The sequence below is a fragment of the Halobacillus sp. Marseille-Q1614 genome (genome assembly GCF_902809865.1).
Taxonomy (GTDB): Bacteria; Bacillota; Bacilli; order Bacillales; family Halobacillaceae; genus Halobacillus_A.
On sequence record NZ_CADDWH010000001.1, the window covers coordinates 1,720,599 to 1,742,500 of the forward strand.

The following is a 21,902-nucleotide window of genomic DNA, read 5'->3' on the forward strand; positions in this document are numbered from 1 at the left end:
CTCCTTAATTATTATTTTTGCCGTTTTGTCTTAATTGCTCGATCGTTGATGTGAGTGAAATCTGTTCAGGATCACTTTCTACTTCAATCACAGCGGGCTTTCCTTCTTTTAACACCTGTAAAAGAGCCTGCTCGAATTCTTCCGGCTCCCTCACGTAAATGCCTAAAGCACCAAATCCTTGAGCGATTTTGTAAAACGGCACACTGCCTAAATCAGTGCCGATTGTTTTATATGGAAAATGGATTTCCTGATGCATTCGGATGGTTCCATACATTCGGTTATTAAATACGATGCTGATGACAGGAATCTGATAGCGTACGGCTGTTTCCAGCTCCTGCATCGTCATCATAAAGCCGCCGTCTCCTGACAAAGAAACGACCGTCCGGTTTGGCCAGGCCAGTTTCGCACCTAAAGCAGCAGGCATGCCGTAGCCCATTGCCCCTGAGGTAGGGCCAATGTATGTGTTTTTTTGATTAAATTGATAATAGGCATGAAGCCAGCCGGCAAAGTTCCCGGCATCGTTTGTCAGAATGGCATCTTTAGGCAGATGCTTTTGTAAAAGGGCGATAATCTTTTTGTTTACTGACTCTTCCTTCTCAGGCTTAAGTAATGCTTGGTAAGCCTCTCTCCCTGCCTTCCCCCATTCTTCAAAGACTACAGGAAGCTTCATTTCCATAAGCGCTGTCAGTCCCTCTTTGGCATCTGCGACTATACCAATGTCCGGGGCGTAAACTTTTCCAAGGGTGTTAGTATCGATATCGATATGGATCAGCGTCTGGTCATTACGAATAAGCGAGTAATCCTGGGTCGTTACTTCAGAAAGTCTTGTTCCAATAGCAATGATCGCATCGGCTTCCTTAACGGTTTTTAGAATCTCTGGATTTGTCCCTAAGCCAAGATGGCCGGCGTACAGGGAATGATTGTTCGGAAAAACATCATGTCTGCGAAAAGCCGCCATAACGGGAAGACTGAATTTTTCAGCGAATTGCACGAGAGTTTTTTCCGCACCGGCATTCTTTACTCCCCCGCCAGCAATCACAAGCGGACGCTTTGCCTTCAAAAGCAGCTTTTCGGTTCCCTGCACCTCACGTAAGGAAGGACACGGAGAAGGCCTATCCACCGGCTTTCCAAACTCCATGGCGGCACTTTTTTTTAATAAATCCTCAGGCAGGGAGATGACTACAGGACCAGGACGCCCGGTTTGTGCGATACGCAAAGCTCTTTGAACAATTTCTGGTACTCTCTTTGCTTCCTGAATCTCTACTGTCCACTTCGCAATCGGGGCAAAAAATCGGTCTAAGTCCACTTCCTGAAACCCTTCTCTTCCTCTAAACCGGCTGTCCACTTGCCCTAGTAAAACGATCATCGGCGTTGAGTCCTGATAGGCGGTGTGAACGCCTATAGCCAGGTTAGATCCCCCGACTCCCCGTGTTGCCATTACCACTCCCGGCTGTCCACTTGCTTTAGCAAATCCTTCGGCCATAAAGGAAGCTCCGCCTTCATGCCTTGTGGAAATAAGCTTAATGCTCGGTTCATCGTAGATGGCATCCATGACGGGAAGATAGCTTTCACCCGGCACGCAGAACACTTTTTGAATGCCTTCGATCTTCAGGCATTCAATAATCGCCTGTGCACTCGACATTTGCTCAGTCTGCTTCACCCGCGCTCCCTCCCTTCATGATTTTTCTCATCCGGCAGGCCGCTTCCTCCAACCGCGCCGATGGAACAGATAAGGACAGCCGGACATATCCTTCTCCCCCGGCACCGAAGGCTGTCCCTGGTGTAAGAATGACACCGGCTTCTTCGAGTATTTTCTGTGAAAAAGACTGTGATGTATAGCCATCTGGCACTTTCGCCCAGAGGAAAAACGTCCCCTTCGGCCTTGCTGCTTTCATGCCGATTTCTTCAAGAGCGGGAAGCAGTTTTCCCATCCTTTCTTCATAGACGGCATTATTAGCCTTAACCGTTGAAAAATCACTGGTTAATGCGGCTGCGGCAGCTTTTTGGATGGCTAAAAACTGACTCGTATCCATATTGCTTTTAACAATGGATAACGCCTGAATTAATTCTTTGTTTCCAACGACGTAGCCGATTCTCCAGCCTGTCATATTAAAACTTTTCGACAGCGAGCCGAATTCGACGCTTATGTCCTTCGCTCCTGGAACCTGCAAAATACTTGGAGCTTTATAGCCGCCAAACGTGACTAAATCATATGCCGCATCCTGTACGACCAACAGCTGGTGCCGTCTTGCAAACTCGACCGCTTCTTTAAAAGCATTAAGATCAACTGTGCCTCCTGTTGGATTACTCGGATAATTCAGCAGCATCAGTTTCGCATCTGCAAGCTCAAAATCTGAGAGTTCATCAAACTGAGGAACATATCCTTTAGCTTCATCAAGCGGAAGCGGGATCATGGATCCATACGCTAAGTGAATGGCAGACTGATAAACGGGATAGCCAGGGTCCGGCACGAGTACACCATCCCCGGGATCAAGAACCGCGCTGATCATATGGGCAATCCCTTCTTTAGAACCAATCAAGGCGAGCACCTCTGTATCTGGATCTAAAGAAACGTCGTAATGCCTTTTATAAAAAGAGGCCACAGCTTGTCTAAATTCAGAACAGCCTCCATAAGGCGAGTATTTGTGGTTGGACGGCTTTCGGGCTTCCTCACTAAGGCGTTGAATAATAAAAGACGGGGTTGGCAGATCCGGTGCCCCAATCCCTAAATCAATGACGTCGACTCCCTTTTCCTGAAGTTTCTTCTTCTTTTGATGAAAAACAGAAAACAGATAAGGAGGCAGACTATTCACCTGTTTTGAACCATATTTCATTTAAACAACCCCCAAATCAGATGGTACCTAATAACGGGTTTGTCCCATTGTTCTATCCTATTAAGGCAAAATCCAATTCATGATAGTCTTTTAAATAGCGCAAAGATATTCATATTTTCAAAGCATCTGGAATAACTTGTAGTGTAGGACAAACCTACGAAGCAGATCCCAAGCCAGTTGGATTCATACATCGTATGGGTTCGGCTGGCTTTTTCCTATAGTGAAAGGAAGTGATTGAACTGACAGCACTAAAAGGAATCCGCGTGCTCGACTTAACACGCGTGCTGGCCGGACCCTATTGTTCGATGATCCTTGGTGATCTTGGGGCGGAAGTAATTAAAGTGGAGGCTCCCGGCGGAAGCGATGATACGAGAAAATGGGGACCACCCTTTCAGGAAGGCGTAAGTGCTTATTATTTATGCGCGAACCGCAGCAAAAAAAGCCTCACCGTAAACTTAAAAACAAATGAGGGCAGGCAAATTATAGAAAAACTCACAGCTAATAGTGACGTCGTTCTTCATAATTTCAAAACCGGCACGATGGAGCGGCTCGGCCTTGATTATTCGTCATTAAAAGAGATTAATCCCCGGATTGTCTACTGTTCGATCACGGGATTTGGGGAGACCGGACCTTATAAAAACCTGCCGGGCTACGATTTTATTATCCAGGCGATGAGCGGGCTGATGAGCATTACAGGCGATGAACAATCGGGTCCGCAAAAACTTGGCGTTGCGATTACCGATATTTTAACGGGATTATATGCGTGTATTGGAATAGAGGCTGCCCTGCTTGAAAGAAATCAATCCGGTCTCGGGCAGAAAATCGACCTATCCCTCTATGATTCTGCGGTCAGCTCGCTCGTTAATATTGGCAGCAATTATTTATTGTCAGGGCAGCTTCCAAAGAGACTTGGAAATCATCATGCCAACATCGTTCCTTACCAGACCTTTTGTGCAAGCGACGGTGAAATGGTCATAGCTGTCGGCAATGATAAGCAGTTTGCCGCACTGTGTGGAATCATCCAACAGCGGGCCTTAGCGTTAGATGAACGATTTAAGACTAACCCTGACCGGGTTGCCTGCCGAAATGAGCTTATTCCGATTTTGCAGCGAGCTCTTTTGAAAAATCCGACCGCTTATTGGAAGGAAAAATGTCAGGAAGCCGGCATTCCGTTTGGAGCGATTCAGACAGTCGAAGATCTCGTTAAAGATGAACAGCTCAACGCTCGCGATATGTTTGTTTCTGCGAAGCATCCAAAAGCCGGCGAGGTCAAGATGATCGGCAGCCCTTTAAAGCTGGTGCGCACCCCTCCATCTGTCAGCAGCCATCCTCCTGAACCCGGGGAGCACACCGAACAAATTTTACAGTCGATAGGTTATTCCAGCGCCGAGATTAAAGATCTGAGAAAAACGAACACGATATAAGGAGTGGTTTTATGAACTTTGAATATAACGATGAACAAGCGCTGCTGCGTAAAACGGTCCGCGACTTTACCGATAAAGAGATTATGCCATATATCGGCGAGTGGGACGCTAAAGGTTACTTTAATAAAGATCTGATGAAAAAGCTGGCGGATTTAGGGGTGATGGGAGTCTGCATTCCGGAAAAATACGGAGGAAGCGGGATGGATTATAATTCGCTGGCTATCGTTTGTGAGGAATTAGAGCGTGGCGATACCGCTTTTCGAACAGCGGTTTCTGTACACACCGGCTTAAACAGCATGTCCCTTCTGCAATGGGGAACAGAGGAACAGAAACAGAAATATCTTGTACCGCAGGCAAAAGGCGAAAAAATCGGAGCCTTTGGGTTAACCGAGCCGGGAGCCGGTTCTGATGTAGCGGCTCTGCAGTCAACCGCCAAACGAGAAGACGATTATTATATTTTAAATGGACAAAAAACGTGGATTTCGCTATGTGACACAGCCGATCACTTCCTCGTTTTCGCTTACACCGATAAATCAAAAAAGCACCACGGCATCTCAGCTTTTATTGTAGAACGAGCGATGGAAGGTTTCTCATCAAAAGCAACAAAAGGAAAGCTCGGCATTCGAGCCGGTAATACAGGAGAGCTGTTTTTTGACCAGGTGAAGGTACCCAAAGAAAACCTTGTCGGAAAAGAAGGCGAAGGATTTAAAATTGCGATGGCCGCCCTCGATAACGGCCGCTTTACCGTAGCTGCAGGAGCGTGCGGGCAGATTATGGCCTGTCTTGAAGCAAGTGTCGAATACTGCCATGAGCGCCAGACGTTTGGAAAAGAAATCGGCCGCCACCAGCTCGTCCAGCAGATGATTGCCAAAATGGAAGCCGGGCTGCAGATGAGCCGACTGCTCGTTTTCCGGGCCGGTGAGCTGAAAAATAAAGGGGTGCGCAATACTCGGGAAACTTCTTTGGCGAAATGGCAGGCCTGTGATTTCGCTAACCAGGCCGCTGATGACGCTGTCCAAATCCACGGCGCCTATGGCTATTCCAATGAGTATCCGGTGGAGCGCTATTTGCGCAACTCAAAAGCCCCGGTGATTTATGAAGGAACACGGGAAATCCATACGATCATGCAGGCGGAGTACGTGCTCGGCTACCGTAAAGATAAACCATTAAATAAAATGCTGCCGGCCTGGGAGTAGTAATTTTCAAGGGGCAATTCTACTTTGGGCAGAATTGTTCTTTTTAAAATTTAAAGGAATTCTGCACGTGGAGAATTCCTTCTTTTTCGTCTATTTACTTCTCTCAGCATTTATTTTTTCAATTAATCTATCGTCATCAAAGTAGAGCATTCTCTCAATTTTCTTATCCTCATTCACGTTAGCTTTTCCGGTTACCTCCGCCGTATAAGCATCGTTCTCATTTTCAAAAAGCACACGTGCCGTGAAGAAGTAGGCATCTTCCGTATCCACATCTTCTCTTATATCCGCCTCTACTAAATTTATCGTATAGCTGCTGTCCTCAACCTCGAAATAGTAGCTCATAGCGTGGAGTAGAACAAACTTTTCATACATATTTTCCGTAAAATACTCTCCATAGGTATCTTGCAAGTATTGATCTAATGGCGTAGATTTTTTCGGAGGCTTCGTTTCTCCATCAATTCCAATAACGGTGGCGATGCCCGGATCCTTTAAGTGTTTAAGCAGCTCTTGGTCAGGTCCTGTAAATTGATGTTCTAATACCTTTTTTATATTCGTTTCTGCCTCACGGTCGGCAGACTCAGCAGGCTGTGAAGAAGAACAGCCAGCCACCAAAAAAGCAAAACACATGAACAGAAGACTGGCCGGCGTGATTTTTCTCATAAAACCCCTCCACCACAAAAGATCTGTTACCTATCTTTACGTGTTGAGATGCTCCCGAGTTTCAACTTTCTTACAATTCCGCCGGGAAGTAATTTTGCTGGTGGAAATTGTTTTGGAAACGAGAGGTTCGTCGGTAAATGTTCGCTTTCCACAAATATTACATGGCCGTAAAGAGATTATTAATTCAGCTTAATACGATTGCAACCTGCTGTAAGTTCTTCTCTGTTAGACTTGGCATTAGCTTGAAATTCAGACGACATAACCTGACAATTTTCAAGCTGAATCTACAGAAATCCGATAATCGGGTTATTTAACATAGGAGGATTTTTTTATGAGAAAGTCACCAATGAGAAAGTATGTAGTCTCTTCAGCTTTAGTTACCTCACTTGCGCTTACACCGTTATTAAATGACAAAGTGTCTGCGAATGCGGATCCTGATTCAGCGGATTCCACTTCACCAAGTGTTTCCGTTCAGGACAGCAGTCTGTTAATTAACGGAGATAAAGGTCCAGCCGTGGAAACTTTACAGGAGGATCTAGAAACGCAAGGTTATTATACATATAATCTTGATGGTATTTTTGGTCCTATTACAGAAGAAGCGGTTAAAGACTTCCAGGCCGATCACGGTCTTACGGTTGATGGTATTGTAGGTCCTAATACAAAAAATGCTTTATCCGCTGCCCCAGTAGAAACCGAAGATGAAGCTTCTTCTGGTGAAGATGCGGCAGATGAAGCGGCATCTCAATCTGATGTTGTTTCTATTGCAGAAGATCTAATTGGAACTCCATATGTATGGGGCGGAACCACTCCTGATGGTTTTGACAGCAGTGGGTTCATCCAGTATGTATTTGAGCAGGTTGGGGTTGAACTTGACAGAAAAGAAAGTGATATGTGGTTAAATAATGGTGAACAAGTTGATTCACCAGAAGTTGGCGACGTTATTTTCTTCGAAGGAACGTATGATACAGAAGGCGCTTCTCACAGTGGAATCTATATTGGCGATAATAAGATGATTCATGCGGGAAGTGACGGTATAGAAGTTGCTGACATTACAATTGACTATTGGCAGGATCATTATTTAGGAGTTAAATCCTTTCAATAAGGACTAAACAAAGCCAGTGCTTACCATTAAGCACCGGCTTTTTATTTGTTTAAAAATCCCCTGATTAGTTCTAAAGTTCTCTCCGGGCTGTCCTGATAGACGTTGTGACCCGAGTTGTACAAATAGATGAGCTCCGATTTTGCTATAGATTCTTCGTAATCCTCAGCGGACTCTTTAGATAGATAATCTTCAGTTCCTTTAATAATCAGACCTTCTCCATTCCAGCTTTTTAATTCTTCCCTCGGATCTTCAGAATGCGGATACAGCCGGGATTGAGGGGTCTGATTAGCATAGAAACCTAAACCGAAGATAGGATAATCAAAGTCTTTTCCTTCTGCGTGCAAAGCTGGCTGGGTAAGACGATAGACGTCATCAAACCTTGAATCCGTCTCTTCATCTCCAGCAAAATTATGTGCAGCTTCCGGATTCATTTGCAGCAGCATATAAGTAAATAATACCCGGGGCTGAAGCAATTCTTTATACAAAGCGATTTTTCTTGAGATGGTGAGCTTATTTTGCAATGTGGCATCACTCGTATCCTTGGGATTGATAGCCCCTGGTGATAGAAAAACTGCCTGAGAGACATGCCTGCCATAAGAAGCGATATAGCTGGCTGCAATTTCACTGCCGTACGAATGGCCGATTAAAATAATTTTCTCCTCGCCTAATATCTGTCGTATGCTTTCTAGATCATGTACATCTCTTGCTATCGAATAATCAGCCGGGCTCTCTAAACGTATAGAATGACCCGAACCAATTTGATCATAAACATACACATCATAACCATCTTCTGACAGCTGACCGAAATATTCTGAATCCCGCTTCATATCAGGGGTACCCGGTCCTCCATGTAAAAATATAATTACTTGTTTGTCTTCACTATTTTCCTTTGCTTTCTTATGGACATATGCGATAATATCTCCATTTGGCAAATCCCAATCATTCATTCCCTCTACTTCCGAAGGAATCGATTGTTCAGAGGCAGGAGTGAGTAAGACAGCTCCATAACCAGCAAACACTATCCCCCCTATAATTAACGGCTTGTAAAAGTTCGCTCTGTTTCTCAATCTTAATAGAAGCAGGAAACCGATGTAGCAGACAATATATACTAAAGCACCCGATGCTAAAAATAAATACGGACGAGCTGTTAGTGTAGAAAAATACAAACTCATTCCTATTCCTGCTAATAGGGATAAAAGCGCCGCGATTAATGCAACACTGTTAATAAATATTTTTTTAATCATCGCTTTAAGGTCCTTTAGGCAAAATATTTATTTTTAGTTTATCCTAATTTATTCCTCCAAGCTAACGGAATTTTTATATCAAGGCAACTTCATCCTGCCGCTGTCATATGTTTTAGAAAAATGGAAGAGGTGGCAGCTATGCATAATTTTCAGACATTATGTTATCTATTTGCTCAAATTCTAAATGGAACACCAAGCATTAAACACGGCGTATGCTCAGTAGAGCTCGATCGTGAGCTTGACGTGACAATTCAAGGCCGGCCAAGTAAAGGTGAGCTTCATGCCGAGCTTATGTTTGAATCACTCGATCAGAAGGGCTATGCTCTAAACCTTGGAGAAACCGTACTTTTGGAAGAAGAGGTTCCTTACTTTGCAAATATTCTTATAAAAAACGGGATTATCATCAGCGCCCTCCATAATCACTGGCTGTATACAAACCCGACGATCTTATATATCCATTTCCAATCGGTAGAACCTCCTTTAAGTTTTGCCCACAAAGTGGCCGAAGCTTTTAAAGGACTGAAATAAAAAACACCGCCCTTGAGGCGATGTGCACTATTATTTTTCCAGCCAAGTTTTTAAGGAATGAAGCAGCTCAGGATGTAGTTTTTCCTCTGCCAAACTCTTCTTATAAATCTTCTTCAGATTAAGCAGCGACCCTTGTTCTGTCTGTTTGCGGAGGACGTGATTCATATCGGGAATTTCCTTTAGCTCGGCTCCTGTCTGCTCGGATAGCTGACGAGCGGAACCAAGTTCAACCTGGACATCCATTCCTCCTTCGATCGCGATCGTTTTCTCAGGAATACAGCTGAAATAAGATCTCATGTCATACGCTTTAATTTCCCTCATCCATTTGGCGTTCAGGCGGATTCCCCGGTAACGTACGACCGGTTCTGTCGTAGCATTAATTTTACTTTCAACTTGGGCAGATTGTTTTTTAATCTTGTTTTCCACTTTAAGCGTGCGAAACAGCCACCCTTTAAATCCTTTCGTTTCCCTTACTTCTTTACGTATCCTTTCATTTTGGTAGGCAATCAGTTCTTCACCCGTACCGATCGAACCGCAGAGAAACACAAATCCGTCTGCGGGCTCTTTTTCAAAAATAGCAGGTCCCATGATCGCACCTTCGCTGTGTCCAAGCAGATAAACACGTTCTATTCCTTCCTGCTGTTTTAAAAATCTCAGGGCGCTTGCTGCATCTTCGATAAAATCTGATAATCCTGCTTCGGCGTATGAACCTTTACTTTCCTTTACTCCTCGCTTATCGTAACGAAGTACGGCTGCTCCTTGTTCATTAAAAAATTCGGCAAGGTCTTTATAAAGGTCGGCTTTAAATTTTTTAGCATTCCCATCACGGTCCACTTCTCCTGAACCCGCCACGATTAATACTGCATCTCCCGACGGCTGCTCGGGTACAGAATAGGTACCGGCAAGCTGAATGCCTGCTGATTCGATTTTAACGTATTGCTTTTTAGTCATAATTAATCCTCTCCTTTAGTACGAGCTTCAGGAATAAACACTTGCGCCATTGTAACTCTTCGTGTATTCTCTCTTTTCTTTTTCGATCCGTATTTGATCATCAAAGTTTTTATGTCCTGTCGCATTTCTGTCCATTCGTCAGAAGTAAGGTGAAGATCAACTTGACTGAATCCGTAGATATCCTTCGTTAAGTCGACCTCTCCGTCAAAGTAGTTTTCAGTCTCACGAAGCAGGTTCACAAAGAAAGTCATAAACATTTGAAGGTGCTCATCATTGCTCATTTGCACAGCTTCATCTGCAGTGATCCATGCTCCATCTTTTTCGAGCATGTACGTACGCTCAACTGTTCCCCGAACCTTTCGCTCTGTATCTACTTTTATCACTTTTCCCTTTTTGAGTTCATTCAAATGCCGGTATAACGTCGCCTGGGGCACATCTTCTATCATCTCAAGGAGCTCATAGACGGTGGCTGAATCCTTCGCTAAACACTGAATAATCCGCATTCGTACTGGGTGCATAATTAAATCTGCTTTTGATTTTTTCATCGCAGCCTCCTTTATATATTATTATCATTATCAATAATAATAACAATAAAACAAAAAAATGTCACGATTGAATCATGAGGATAAAAAATACCGGCTTTAAAACCGGAGCCCCTTTAAATATTTATACCTTCTGCAAATGAGTATCTTTAAAATCGCTCGGATACTTTAATCCATAGCCTATCGTCCGGTCCATCCCAATATGAGCTATCCAAATCAGACTTAAAGCCAATAACAAATCATGAGAGGCTATGAAGGCAAATACACTTAGCAATAATGGAATTATGTAAGTATGTCCAATATTGTAAATGCCGGCTCCCCATCTTTTATTTTTTAAATAACCTAACATGCTTAAATCCGGGACTAGTAAACAAAGGAAAAACAACACCCAGCTTCCCCCTGTTTGAGTATAAAAATAAACAGCTATAAGAAGCACGATTAACCCTTCCAGCTGCAATATCAGCTTATTCATATAATCACTCCCCCTTTAGATACTGCCATCGCTATTATACGTCTGCCATTAGAAAAAGTTTCTCTTTTGTCACTTAAAAAAGGTGCGATCATAATGATTGCACCTTCCCGTTAATTATTCACATAACATTTTTCCACCATTTGATGGCGCGACTTGCACATCTCTTCTAATTCCTCCAATACGTCATGAAAGCTGAGCAGCTCATAAATGAGGATCGTCTGGGGCGGCAGGTGCTGTCTAAAATGATTCTCCTGCACTACATGATCCTCTTTCCATTTCCAAAACAATTGATCGAGCTTCTTCACTTTGTCGAAGTGGTTTTCACTAATTTGATGAGCCGGATCTTTTAATATTTGAATATAGGAATGCGTAATCTCTTCCATCAATTCCCGTTCGGATTTTTTAAAATCTGCCAGCGTTGTCTGCACATACTGTAAATTCCCTAAATGATAGGCGATTTGCTGCAGTGCCCCTAATTTCTTTTGGGCAAATTGAAAGAATCTCATTTCTTCGTTCGTATGGCGGTGATATTTCCATTCTGCCCGCTGGAACTGTGACAGTTGATACGTTCGTTCCAAATGGGCGGTCAATAGACGATAGGAGCGTCCGATACTGCGGCTGCCTTCTTTGTCTTGACTGTCCGCATTTAATACGATTCGCTCAAGCAGTTGGGCAGCATGTCCAAATAAATCATTGATACTTCGAAAAATCCTCGGTGTGTAGTTGGGCGGCAGAAGAAAAAAGTTGACTCCGGTAGACACTACAATTCCTATCGAAGTTGTCCCAAGCCTTGTAAGAAACGAAAGGATATAATGGTCCTGAAAATCAGGGATCATCGCAACGGCCGTTATCGTCGCAACTAAGATACCAGCATCTAACCTTAATTTATGACAGATCGCAATCGTCAGCATAGCTGCTAGAGCAAACGTAATCGCACTTTTCCCAAAAACCGCATAGCAGGTTGTCGCCAGCAGAGCACCGATGGCCGAAGCCGGAAATCGAACGGCTGCTTTTTTTATTGAATCTGCCGCTGTATGTTCGATCGTGACAATCGCCGTAATCACTGCAAAAACGACCGGCCAATTAAAAAGCCCGCATACGAGTGCGGTCAAAAAGACTGAGATTCCAGTTTTAAGCGTACGGCTGCCTAAAATATTAAATTTTTTAAGTAAATCAATTAGCTTTATCACGGACAATCACTTCCAAGTAGTGTAAGAATAACAATTACTCTTATCGTATCATCTTTCTGAAAACGATTGGAAAAAAATTATCATGGGTATTCCTCCATGTTTTGAATAAACATCTACTATACGGTTTATGGACATAACTACAGAAAGGGGTTCAGTATGATATATATTTCCGGGTCACCCTTTCAGCTAAATGATAATGATACAAATAGTGATGAGAAAATGATTATTCAAGCGATGCATGATTCTCCTGCTGTTTTTTCATATCCTTCGCGCAATGAGTTTAATTTCGAAGTCAAAATGAGAAAAAATATAATGCTGAGTGCTGATGCAATGAATCAGAGCAAAGCCAGTTTTACCGACTTTGCTAATTCAGTTGCGAATCCTCAATATTGGAGTGTTACACCATTTGGAGGATTTCAGCTTCTGCCCGGTGTCAGCCCGTCTGCTGCTATTCTCGATATTTTCAACAATGGTTCGCGTTATGCCTTCGAATGTGCAGGAGCCATGCTCATGATTTTTTACCGGGCAGCTCTATTATCCATCGGTGAACGAAACTTTAACCGGCTCTTTCAAGGTCTTTATATATATTCCTGGCATGCCGATTCCGACCTCGGCTTAAATCCCGTGAACACAAGACACCTTATCCCAGGAGATGTTGTCTATTTTGACAACCCGCAATTCGACCCAGCGGCTCCCTACTGGAGAGGGGAGAACGCCGTATTTCTCGGCAATGATTCATACTTCGGCCATGGCCTAGGAGTTTTATCATCTAAGGGAATCATTGATATTCTCAATGATTTAAGAGCACCAGGTGCTTTTCAATCAGCGTACTTAACCGAATTAGTCGTACGGCCTTCCTTCAGCCACCTAGCCAGGTTTGCTGTACGGGTTCACAATTTCCAAAAAATCCAGCTTCCTGTTATTCTGCATAATGAAAGTTCTATTCCATTCAACCGTTATCATGGCCTTTTATTTGGAGGGTTCCCTCTTTACTTATAAAAAGCTTGTTAGAATAGTAGAAAGCTAAGGTCAGTCTTCTGCTTTTATTAAGCATTAGACTGACCTTTTTGTTTATAGAGCGACACGGCATCTTCCGCCATCTTCATAATTTTTTCAGGTAAACCCACTGGCTTTCTTACTTTTATCTGGTCTGCAAATCCAAGGATATAACCTAAGGCTTCCGCTTCGGTATTAAAGGTAAGTTTCACAGGAATCCAGACATTCCCGCTTTGATCAGTGGCTTCTTCTACTTCAACGAATCGGTCAGTAAATCTCATTCTCGGTAAAATACCCGGGCGCACGTCCGCAAGCACTTCATAGGTCGGAAGGTTTTCAACGAAAGCTTTTGTCGATGATTTCCAGTATTCAGCAAGGCTGAAATTCTTTGGCCTCTCAAAAGTCTCCTTCTGTTCAACTGCTGATTGGATACGTGAAGCTCTGAATGTGCGAATTTCTCCGTTTTCTTTCTCCGCTACAAAATACCAACGGCTTCCTTTTGCTACAAGCCCTAATGGGTTTAAGAGTCGATTCGTCGTCTCACCATCCACTCGCTCGTATATAACAGCAAGCTTACTGTCTTTCCAGATGGCATTTTTTAAAGTTTCGAATGTCTCAACTTTCTCTTTTCTCATTTTCCAAGTACTTGTGTCCACATAAATTCTATCCCACACACTCTTGGCATTGGAGCGGTAAATCGAAGGCAGCGACGCCGCCAGTTTATTTCTGGCTTCTTCTGAGGTGCGGGCCAGTCCTAAATCCTCGAGTAATTGTTCTGATGGAGAAACAAATAATGCTCTAATTTCCGATTCTTTTAACCCTGTTAAGTTAGTCTCATAATTCTCAAGTAGCGCCCATCCCCCATTCTTTCCACGCTCGGCAAAAACCGGAATGCCGCTTCCGCTTAAGGCTTCCATATCCCGATGAATCGTCCGCTCTGAAACCTCCAGCTTCTCTGAAAGTTCTTTAGCCGTCATCCGTCCATGAGACTGAAGCAGCATTAATATTGAAACTAGACGATCTCCTCTCATAACTCTCACCTGCTTAAGTTTAGATTATTTTTATTAAATAAAATATGACAAAGGATGTCAAGAATACGGGTGTAAAATAGAAACAGAACATATGGAGGGACTGTGAGATATGGAAGCATCACTAAAAGGAAAAATCGCTCTCGTAACTGGAGCAAGCCGGGGAGCCGGACGAGGGATAGCTGTTGAACTCGGCAAAGCTGGAGCCACGGTATACGTGACAGGCCGCAGTACAAGAGGGAAATCGACTAACGGCTGGCCCGGAACAATTGATGATACAGCAGAGCAAATTGAAGCTGCCGGGGGCAAGGGGATTGCCGTTCGATGTGATCACACGAATGACTCGGAAACAGCGGGGGTCATCGAGCAAATACGAAGAGAACATGGAAAGTTAGATATATTAGTGAATAACATCTGGGGGGCCCATGATCATTCCATTGATGATAAACCTTTTTGGGAATTGTCGTTAAAAAACTGGGATACGATGTTTACAGCAGGAGTGCGGGCTCAATTAGCCACAAACCACTTTGCAATCCCGCTCCTTCGCGAAAATTCTCAAGCACTTATCATTCATACGACGTTCTGGGACGAATATAAATACACCGGCCATTTTTATTATGATTTGGCGAAAAACGCTCTGACCCGTATGTCTTATGGGGTGTCAATTGAATTAAAACAAGACAACATTGCCGTTATAGCCGTCTCTCCGGGTTTTATGCGAACTGAGCTTGTATTAAACTATCACCAAACGGATGAAGACCATTGGCAGGAGGATGAAGATTTAAAACATACAGAAACACCTTATTACATCGGACGCGGTATTCAAGCATTAGCCCGTGACCCTGAAGTAATGAAGAAAAGCGGACAAATTATTACTGCCGGAGACCTTGCAAAAGAGTATAGGTTTACGGATATAGACGGGCGGGTGATTCCCCCTTTCAAACTGTGACACTTGAGGGAGATGCTGAATAGACCTTCCTTTTTAACAAATACTTAAATTAATCGTATTTAAGGAGGTTATCATCATGACTAACGAACAATACCATCTCGCTCAGCTTACGGATGAAGAGCGCGAAAAACTGACGAATCTCGAAAACGAGTTTGGAAAAGTTTTGATTGCGTGGGAAGACGAAAGAGCAGCTGACCAAAAGTAATCAATACAGCTTGGCCCCGTTATCTCTCGAGGTCAGGCTGTTTTCCTTTTCAAAGAACAAAGGCTTAAAGCGCCCTGGTAGACACGAAACGCATAAGCAAAACGGCCGGAGGAAGGTGGCCTTCCCTTTTAGCAGGCCGGATGGCTTATGACGCGAGTGTCTGGGCGCTGGAGCTGGATGTCGCTCTTTTAAACATATATATCCACAGCTTGGAATTTTATAATTTCCTAGACAATAAAAAAGGAAAGTTCAAAAACCTCCCTCATTTATTGGTCATAAGCTCTATTAAGTTCATCAATATTTAACTTCTTCATTTGCAGCATAGCCTCTGTCACGTTTTTCACTTTTTTGGGATCTGAGTCATTCAGATATTCCCGCAGCACCTTCGGAACGATTTGCCAGGAAACTCCGTACCTATCTCTCAGCCAGCCACATTGCTCAATTTCTCCATTTTTTGAAAGCTTTTCCCAGAGGTTATCGACTTCCTTCTGAGATTCACAATCGACGGAAAAAGAAATCGCAGGCGTAAATGAGAAATGAGGCCCCCCATTAATGGCAACAAACGTCTGGCCTTCCAATTCAAAGGAGACAGTTACTACGCTTCCTGCTGGGCCGTTACCAGCTTCTCCATAGCGCGTCGTCTCTAGTATCTTGGAATTTTCAAATACCGAGCAGTAAAAACAGGCGGCGTCTTCGGCTTGTTGGTCGAACCATAAACTAGGACTGATTTTGGAGAGAGACAAACTCATACTTTTTCACTCCCATTTTTAGTTATCATTCATTAAGTTCGACTTCTGCAGGAAATATCCTGCTCTTAGCTCTTCAATAGATCCACTTTTGCTGACTTTGCATTTTTCTCAATCAGTTCACGCAGCTGTTCTACTTCCTCTTCTGATTTAAAAAACCTTTTTGGTAAAATCATCGCATGGTTGCGTGCCACATATAACTGAAAGAGCTCTTCCTGTTCAAACGCTGCAATAATATCCGTCCATTGGTAATCATTCGTTGAGTTCTTCAGCTTCTGCTTAATGTTGCCGGCCCGGAAAGTATACTGAATTTCATGCTGCGAAACCGGATCATTTTTATAATCCCTCGTCGCTCGAATGCTGATCATTCCTGAGAGGAAAAAAGACATTGCTATCGCAAGCAGCAGTGCAATAATCATTGTCAGTCCCATCACAAAGAGCAGCGGGCCTTCTAATGACTGAAAAATGACAAAGAAAAACATTAAGAGGGAAGCAATAAAATATATGTTTTTCATTTTTTTGCGATTATAGTTGCTGTGCCTTCGATAATCACTGGCGGTTAACGTGCCTCTCACTTCTAATTTCTGATTCCCCTTCATGACATCACTCCTAGAAACACTTTACAGTAACAGCTTATCATGAAGGGATTGGTTTTGGGGGAAGATTTGCTGCTTTGCAGATCGATTTCAATAGTATTTCTGCTGGGTTAATACCCCGCAAGTAAGTCTCTGACGCGCCTTTTACGCTCCAATAAAACGCTGGTACATCTTTCTCGCTTCTGCCACATCAGCAGCTCCATGAATTAATGTTCTCCCATCTTTGAAAACGACAAACCGGACCCCCTCTATATAGCAGACGATCAATTCTTTGTTTTCTCTTACCTTTTGAGCGACTGGTTTCAGCCGATGGGCGAGGTCTTTTAAAGAAATCGGCTTAGAGGCGTCTGGTCTCACTTGTACAGTATCCCGGCCGCAAAGCACGGCCGTTCGTAAGCCTTTTTGTTTTCGCAAATATGGGTAGTTGGCTTGAGGGGAACACGAGGCACAATCCGGATTCAGTAATCCCGATACAATCATGGAAGAATACTCGCGCCCCCATACATCAAAATAGAGCATTTCCTTCGATGGCTCCTGGTTTGTAAGGATTTTTAAGGCTTCTGTTGTTTGGTGCGCTGCGGTCATCTGAACAGCGGGTCCAATAATCCCAACGCTGTCACACGTTTCTCCTTCCTGAGGAATGACATCCATTAAGCATTGCAGGCACGGCGTTTCTCCAGGCAGAATTGCAAGGCAGACTCCATGACTTTTTACACATCCTCCATAGATCCACGGCATTTTCCGTTTGGCTGCCGCATCGTTAATTAAAAATCGTGTAGAGAAATTATCGGTGCCATCGATCACAAGGTCTGCTCCTTCGAGTACACTTTCCGCATTTTCTGAGTCAAACTCTGCGACGATCCCGTTCACCTTAATTTCTGAATTTATATTTCTTAGCCGCTGTTTTGCCGCTTCCGCTTTCGCTAAGCTGAAATAAGCATCTTCTTCAGTATAAAGCTGCTGCCTGTTTAGATTACTCATTTCAATATAATCGCGGTCAATAATTGAGATTTCACTTACTCCGGCGCGGGCAAGCATTTCCGCGTTAGCACTTCCCAAGGCCCCGGCTCCGACAATAAGCACATGCTTTTCTGCTAAAAATTCCTGTCCGGCTTGTCCAATCGGGCTGAAAAGTTCCTGTCGGGAATAACGGCTTTCCATTAACCGATCATCCCGCTCTCTGGACTGCTGCTTACGGCATATTCTTTTTTAGGAATTCTGCCTGCTTCAAAGCTTAGTCTTCCCGATTGAACAGCTAACTTCATAGCTTCGGCCATTTTTACCGGATCGCCTGCTCCTGATACAGCCGTGTTTAATAAAATTCCATCCGCCCCGAGTTCCATCGCGTAAGCCGCGTCCTTCGCTGACCCAATTCCGGCATCTACAATAACAGGGACACTCGACTGATCGATGATAAACTGCAGGTTCAGCTGATTTACGATTCCCTGTCCGGATCCTATCGGGGAAGCGCCCGGCATAATTGCATGAACACCTTCCTGCTCCAGTCGTTTCGCTAACACGACGTCATCAGAAGTATAAGTCAGTACGGTAAAGCCTTCTTCTAACAATCTGACAGAGGCTTTCATTGTTTCAAAGGGGTCCGGCAGCAGCGTCTTTTGACAGCCGATTACTTCGACTTTCACCATGTCACATAAACCGGAGGCATGGGCAAGGCGGGCAATCCTTACAGCTTCGTCAGCATCTTTGGCGCCAGCCGTATTTGGAAGCAGCGAATAGCTCTCCAAATTGAGCTCCTCGAGTAAATTGGGTTCTGACTCGTCAAAAATATCCATGCGGCGTACGGCAAACGTTAGAATTTCCGTATCTGATACTCGGACCGCTTCTTTTTGCACATCAAAGTTTGGATATTTTCCTGTACCCAGCATTAGTCGCGAATTAAAAGTTTTATCTCCGATTTTTAACATGATTCATCCTCCTCCTACAAAATGAATAATCTCTAGTGAATCTCCCTCGTGTACTGCTCTCTTTTCATAAGCATCTTTTTTAACAATTTCTTTATTGTGTTCGACAACAGAAAGCTTTTCCTGAACTTGATAAAATTTGAGAACGTCAGCCACTGATACTTCCTCTATTTCCATTTTCACCTGTCTTCCGTTAATTTGAATTTTCATACGGAATCTCACCCTCCTTTATAAAGCGCTTTGGAGATAACATCCCTTGGTAAGGACGGCTGCCCCCATCTAGGATGAGCGCTGTAATCAACTGGCCTGTCGCCGGAGCCAGGAGGATCCCGTTTCGGTAATGACCCGTTGCAAAAAAGAAGCCGTGTAAATGTGGATGTTCTCCAATGATCGGCCGGCCATCGACAGTTCCGGGTCTCACTCCTGACCAGTAATCCACCAATGGTGCTTCCTTCAATTCTGGCAGTATGGCAAACACTTTATTCATCAGACTGGATAACCCTCCGCCAGTAACTGTGGCACTTGAGTCTTTCGGTTTCGAGGTGGCACCGATAATCATTCTCCCGTCTGGTTTTGGAACCAGATAGAAATCCTCAAAAAATAACGTTTCCTTTAAATGGCTTCTGCTTGATCGGATCGAAAAGCATTCACCTTTTGTAGGAATCATCGGATTCTTCTGACCGGTTTTCTCAAACCATCTTCCACTTTCTGCTCCAGAAGCTAAAATAACTTTTTCGCCATAGATTAACTGTCTCTCCGTCTGAACCTTAAAACTTCCACCTTCCTTTTCAATCTCCACCACTTGTGTATCTTCGAGCAGCTCTCCCCCATGTAATAGAGCCCCTCTTTTAAATGCTTCACATACTCTGGCTGGTTCTACATGACCGTCTTCTTTCATGTACAATACGCCCATCGTTCGATTGTAGAGTAAGGGGATTTTTTCACCGGCCTTATCTGCTTCGAGCCATTCTAGATTAGAAAACGAATGTTTCTTAGCCTGTAATTTCTCCCGGTGAGCTTCGTTCACAGCTGCTTCGTACATCCCAAAAGACGACAGGCCGATATCGATCGCCGTGAGTTCACGTAATTCTCCACTTAAAGAAGGATATAAGTCTCTGCTTTCGGCACAAAATTGATGGAATAAGTGTGGGGCTTCATTTTCTGTATGGACCCCAAGCATACCGGCCGCAGCCCTCGTTGCTTTTCCTCCGCTTCTTCCTGATTCAATGACTACCGCCCGAACCCCGTTTTTATTTAAGTAATAAGAAATCGACTGACCAATAATTCCGCCTCCCACAATGACAACATCATACATACCGTGCTGCCTCCTTTTTATAAGCCTTTGCTGCACGAAGAGGATCTCTTTTACTAAAAATGCCTGACATAACGGCCGCTCCTTGTGCTCCTGATTCATATAAATCTCTGATACTTTCTGGAGTGATGCCCCCTATACCGAAAACAGGGATATCGAGAGAAGAAGCGATTTTTTCTAATTGATGCAGACCTCGAGGACTTACTCCCTCTTTACTCTTCGTTTGGTAGATATGGCCAAATATCACATAATCAGCCCCTTGCTCTTCAGCCTGCCTGGCGGATTCCAATGAATGAACGGACACCCCTGTTTTAAGGTACGGGCATTTCTGCTTTATCACTTGAACAGAGGGGCCTTTTTCCGGGAGGTGAAGGTTTGGAATCCCTGAGGCGCAAGCCAGCTCAGCCGCATTATGTACAGCAAGCTTTTCAACATCGACTCCGACTCCTTTTAAGCTTTGAAAAAATAATCGGTATTCTTCTGGAGTCTTCTGCTTCTCCCGCAAAATAACTAAGTCTACAAAGAGAGCCACATCCTGAATGGCTTTGATCAATTCCTTTTCACTTTGTTGGCCGGTCGTTACAGCAATTAATTTCATCCATCCACTTCCTTACACATAAAAAAGCCACTTTCACGAAAGAAAGTGGCTTTGATCTATAGAATCCTCATGTATATACGTATGGGATTACACGTTTAGGACCGTCACTTTCCTCCGCTGGTTTTTAAGCCAGTTCAGGTTCAAAGAGTCTCAAGGCTTCACCTTAATCTCAGCCATTATACATATGGCACCCCTAGTGATTCGATATTTAATTAGTTGTAATAAATTGTAGTTAACACTTTACACGATAATCTACTTTTCGTCTATTCAAAACTTTCTAAATTTACTTATTAGTTCTTTTGATCTAGTTTTTCGGCTGTTCTTGGTCAGTTTCACCGTATTTCTTAAGATACTCACCAGCAGATCTTTTCCACCCAGCAGCCTCACCTACAAGGCTCCTTTTTCATTCATCCCTGCTGTACTTTTTGTAAATATTCATCTAAACGATCGAACGATGACCCAAACCCTTCAACAGCTCCCATATTTTTAACAGCTTCAAGTTCTTCCTCTGTTGCAAATTCAGAGCGTACTTCGACTTTGGTATGACCGTTCATTTCTATAAAGGTTACTGTGATTTTCATTTCCGGCATAGTTTCAGAAGTGTTACCTTCTTCGTCTGAGAAGAAATCGAGGTAGACGATCTTCTCATTATCTTGGATTTCTTTAAAAACTGCTTTGCCCCAGGACTCCTGTCCATAAAAGTCTCCCTGACTCTTATCTACACACGTCATACAGTAATGCCATACTCCGCCAGGTTCAAAATCAAATGTCCGAATCTCTGTATTCCAACCTTCTGGCCCCCACCAATTGGCCAAGTGTTCCGGGTCGGAATATGCTTTAAAAACAAGATTACGCGGCGCTTTAAAAGTTCTTTCCACTACTATTTCGCGGCCTTCGACTCTAAAGATCATCTTGCTTTTCTCTTGGGACATCCAAGTTCCTCCTCATCATTTTCTAAAGCGATTTTATTAATCTTCTTTTTCCTCATCTTTTCTTTCCATCTCAAGTAAATAATCATCCAAGCGGTCAAATCTTCCTTCCCAAACACTTCGAAACGACTCTGTCCAGTCGTGCACCTCCTTTAAGGACTCAGCGGAAAGTTTGTAAAAACGTCGATTGGCCAGAGGTTCTACTTCCACAAGACCGGCTTCAAGCAGTACACGCAGATGTTTAGAAACTTGAGGCTGACGGAGCCGAAGCTTTTCAGCTATTTCCCCTACAGTCAGCGGACCTTCACGCAGGAGCTCAATGATGTTTAAACGATTGGGTTCGGCAAGTGCACTCAATTTCTTTTCCATACTCTAAATATACCCTATAAGGAATATTCCCGTCAAGGAATATATGATAAAATTAATAAATTCCACGTTACAAAGCAGCTCTAGGAATCTTGCCTGATTTTGACTACAA

The 21,902-nt window shown here is 43.6% G+C and carries 25 protein-coding genes and 1 riboswitch; of the genes, 7 read left to right on the forward strand and 18 right to left on the reverse strand.

Annotation, left to right across the window (positions count from 1 at the left end; genetic code table 11):
* Positions 1-4 precede the first annotated feature (4 nt).
* On the reverse strand, positions 5-1,660 hold the full coding sequence (locus tag HUS26_RS08645; RefSeq protein ID WP_173916774.1) for a thiamine pyrophosphate-binding protein: 1,656 nt from the start codon (positions 1,658-1,660) through the stop codon (positions 5-7).
* A complete protein-coding gene (locus HUS26_RS08650; RefSeq protein WP_173916775.1) occupies positions 1,647-2,834 on the reverse strand; it encodes an aminotransferase class I/II-fold pyridoxal phosphate-dependent enzyme in 1,188 nt (395 codons plus the stop codon). The genes HUS26_RS08645 and HUS26_RS08650 overlap by 14 nt, the downstream gene beginning before the upstream one ends.
* 230 nt (positions 2,835-3,064) lie before the next feature.
* Between HUS26_RS08650 and HUS26_RS08655 the strand changes: the two genes are divergently transcribed.
* Positions 3,065-4,258 carry a CaiB/BaiF CoA transferase family protein gene (locus HUS26_RS08655; RefSeq protein WP_371809571.1) on the forward strand — a complete coding sequence of 398 codons (1,194 nt, stop codon included), beginning with the start codon at positions 3,065-3,067 and terminating at the stop codon, positions 4,256-4,258.
* Positions 4,259-4,269: 11 nt separating this feature from the next.
* A complete protein-coding gene (locus HUS26_RS08660) occupies positions 4,270-5,454 on the forward strand; it encodes an acyl-CoA dehydrogenase family protein (protein WP_173916776.1) in 1,185 nt (394 codons plus the stop codon).
* Positions 5,455-5,544: 90 nt separating this feature from the next.
* On the opposite strand, the gene HUS26_RS08665 is transcribed toward HUS26_RS08660, so the two are convergent.
* A complete protein-coding gene (locus HUS26_RS08665; RefSeq protein WP_173916777.1) occupies positions 5,545-6,114 on the reverse strand; it encodes a hypothetical protein in 570 nt (189 codons plus the stop codon).
* Positions 6,115-6,445: 331 nt separating this feature from the next.
* On the opposite strand from HUS26_RS08665, the gene HUS26_RS20165 reads away from it, so the two are divergent.
* Positions 6,446-7,216, forward strand: coding sequence for a C40 family peptidase (locus HUS26_RS20165; RefSeq protein ID WP_173916778.1), 771 nt, complete (start codon positions 6,446-6,448; stop codon positions 7,214-7,216).
* A gap of 41 nt (positions 7,217-7,257) precedes the next feature.
* On the opposite strand, the gene HUS26_RS08675 is transcribed toward HUS26_RS20165, so the two are convergent.
* Entirely contained in the window at positions 7,258-8,460 is a 1,203-nt protein-coding gene (locus HUS26_RS08675) for an alpha/beta fold hydrolase (protein ID WP_173916779.1), read from the reverse strand.
* Between the two features lie 138 nt (positions 8,461-8,598).
* Here HUS26_RS08675 and HUS26_RS08680 point away from each other — a divergent pair, with 138 nt between their 5' ends.
* The gene (locus HUS26_RS08680; protein WP_173916780.1) at positions 8,599-8,988 is read left to right on the forward strand and encodes a DUF1259 domain-containing protein; all 390 of its coding nucleotides are present in this window, start codon (positions 8,599-8,601) and stop codon (positions 8,986-8,988) included.
* A gap of 30 nt (positions 8,989-9,018) precedes the next feature.
* Here the strand turns inward: HUS26_RS08680 and HUS26_RS08685 are convergent, their stop codons facing one another.
* From HUS26_RS08685 to HUS26_RS08700, 4 genes are all read right to left on the reverse strand, one after another.
* The gene (locus HUS26_RS08685; protein ID WP_173916781.1) at positions 9,019-9,939 is read right to left on the reverse strand and encodes an alpha/beta fold hydrolase; all 921 of its coding nucleotides are present in this window, start codon (positions 9,937-9,939) and stop codon (positions 9,019-9,021) included.
* A gap of 2 nt (positions 9,940-9,941) precedes the next feature.
* Positions 9,942-10,484 (reverse strand): helix-turn-helix domain-containing protein, encoded by a 543-nt coding sequence (locus HUS26_RS08690; protein WP_173916782.1) that lies wholly within the window; start codon positions 10,482-10,484, stop codon positions 9,942-9,944.
* A gap of 121 nt (positions 10,485-10,605) precedes the next feature.
* The gene (locus HUS26_RS08695) at positions 10,606-10,953 is read right to left on the reverse strand and encodes a DUF4260 domain-containing protein (protein ID WP_173916783.1); all 348 of its coding nucleotides are present in this window, start codon (positions 10,951-10,953) and stop codon (positions 10,606-10,608) included.
* 110 nt (positions 10,954-11,063) lie between these two features.
* Positions 11,064-12,143 carry an aromatic acid exporter family protein gene (locus HUS26_RS08700; protein WP_173916784.1) on the reverse strand — a complete coding sequence of 360 codons (1,080 nt, stop codon included), beginning with the start codon at positions 12,141-12,143 and terminating at the stop codon, positions 11,064-11,066.
* 156 nt (positions 12,144-12,299) lie between these two features.
* On the opposite strand from HUS26_RS08700, the gene HUS26_RS08705 reads away from it, so the two are divergent.
* On the forward strand, positions 12,300-13,142 hold the full coding sequence (locus tag HUS26_RS08705; RefSeq protein ID WP_173916785.1) for a protein-glutamine gamma-glutamyltransferase: 843 nt from the start codon (positions 12,300-12,302) through the stop codon (positions 13,140-13,142).
* Positions 13,143-13,189: 47 nt separating this feature from the next.
* On the opposite strand, the gene HUS26_RS08710 is transcribed toward HUS26_RS08705, so the two are convergent.
* Entirely contained in the window at positions 13,190-14,170 is a 981-nt protein-coding gene (locus HUS26_RS08710; RefSeq protein ID WP_173916786.1) for a YafY family protein, read from the reverse strand.
* A gap of 109 nt (positions 14,171-14,279) precedes the next feature.
* Here HUS26_RS08710 and HUS26_RS08715 point away from each other — a divergent pair, with 109 nt between their 5' ends.
* Together HUS26_RS08715 and HUS26_RS20135 are read left to right on the forward strand one after the other, a co-directional pair.
* The gene (locus tag HUS26_RS08715; RefSeq protein WP_173916787.1) at positions 14,280-15,116 is read left to right on the forward strand and encodes an SDR family NAD(P)-dependent oxidoreductase; all 837 of its coding nucleotides are present in this window, start codon (positions 14,280-14,282) and stop codon (positions 15,114-15,116) included.
* A 76-nt stretch (positions 15,117-15,192) separates the two neighbouring features.
* Complete coding sequence (locus HUS26_RS20135) at positions 15,193-15,321, forward strand: hypothetical protein (protein ID WP_256371059.1); 129 nt, start codon at positions 15,193-15,195, stop codon at positions 15,319-15,321.
* Between the two features lie 266 nt (positions 15,322-15,587).
* Here the strand turns inward: HUS26_RS20135 and HUS26_RS08720 are convergent, their stop codons facing one another.
* From HUS26_RS08720 to HUS26_RS08760, 9 genes are all read right to left on the reverse strand, one after another.
* Positions 15,588-16,070 carry a VOC family protein gene (locus HUS26_RS08720; protein WP_173916788.1) on the reverse strand — a complete coding sequence of 161 codons (483 nt, stop codon included), beginning with the start codon at positions 16,068-16,070 and terminating at the stop codon, positions 15,588-15,590.
* Between the two features lie 65 nt (positions 16,071-16,135).
* Positions 16,136-16,666, reverse strand: coding sequence for a YcxB family protein (locus HUS26_RS08725; RefSeq protein WP_173916789.1), 531 nt, complete (start codon positions 16,664-16,666; stop codon positions 16,136-16,138).
* 141 nt (positions 16,667-16,807) lie between these two features.
* On the reverse strand, positions 16,808-17,824 hold the full coding sequence (locus tag HUS26_RS08730; protein ID WP_173916790.1) for a ThiF family adenylyltransferase: 1,017 nt from the start codon (positions 17,822-17,824) through the stop codon (positions 16,808-16,810).
* Entirely contained in the window at positions 17,824-18,588 is a 765-nt protein-coding gene (locus HUS26_RS08735; RefSeq protein ID WP_173916791.1) for a thiazole synthase, read from the reverse strand. Before HUS26_RS08735 ends, HUS26_RS08730 begins: the two co-directional genes overlap by 1 nt.
* 3 nt (positions 18,589-18,591) lie before the next feature.
* Positions 18,592-18,795: a sulfur carrier protein ThiS gene (gene thiS / locus HUS26_RS08740; protein WP_173916792.1), complete on the reverse strand. Its 204-nt coding sequence runs from the start codon at positions 18,793-18,795 to the stop codon at positions 18,592-18,594.
* On the reverse strand, positions 18,779-19,900 hold the full coding sequence (thiO, locus tag HUS26_RS08745; protein WP_173916793.1) for a glycine oxidase ThiO: 1,122 nt from the start codon (positions 19,898-19,900) through the stop codon (positions 18,779-18,781). The genes thiS and thiO overlap by 17 nt, the downstream gene beginning before the upstream one ends.
* Complete coding sequence (locus HUS26_RS08750) at positions 19,893-20,495, reverse strand: thiamine phosphate synthase (protein WP_173916794.1); 603 nt, start codon at positions 20,493-20,495, stop codon at positions 19,893-19,895. The genes thiO and HUS26_RS08750 overlap by 8 nt, the downstream gene beginning before the upstream one ends.
* A 92-nt stretch (positions 20,496-20,587) precedes the next feature.
* A riboswitch (TPP riboswitch) is annotated at positions 20,588-20,700 on the reverse strand.
* 202 nt (positions 20,701-20,902) lie between these two features.
* Positions 20,903-21,427, reverse strand: coding sequence for an SRPBCC domain-containing protein (locus tag HUS26_RS08755; protein WP_173916795.1), 525 nt, complete (start codon positions 21,425-21,427; stop codon positions 20,903-20,905).
* A gap of 36 nt (positions 21,428-21,463) precedes the next feature.
* Positions 21,464-21,793: a helix-turn-helix transcriptional regulator gene (locus tag HUS26_RS08760; RefSeq protein WP_173916796.1), complete on the reverse strand. Its 330-nt coding sequence runs from the start codon at positions 21,791-21,793 to the stop codon at positions 21,464-21,466.
* Between the last annotated feature and the right edge of the window lie 109 nt (positions 21,794-21,902).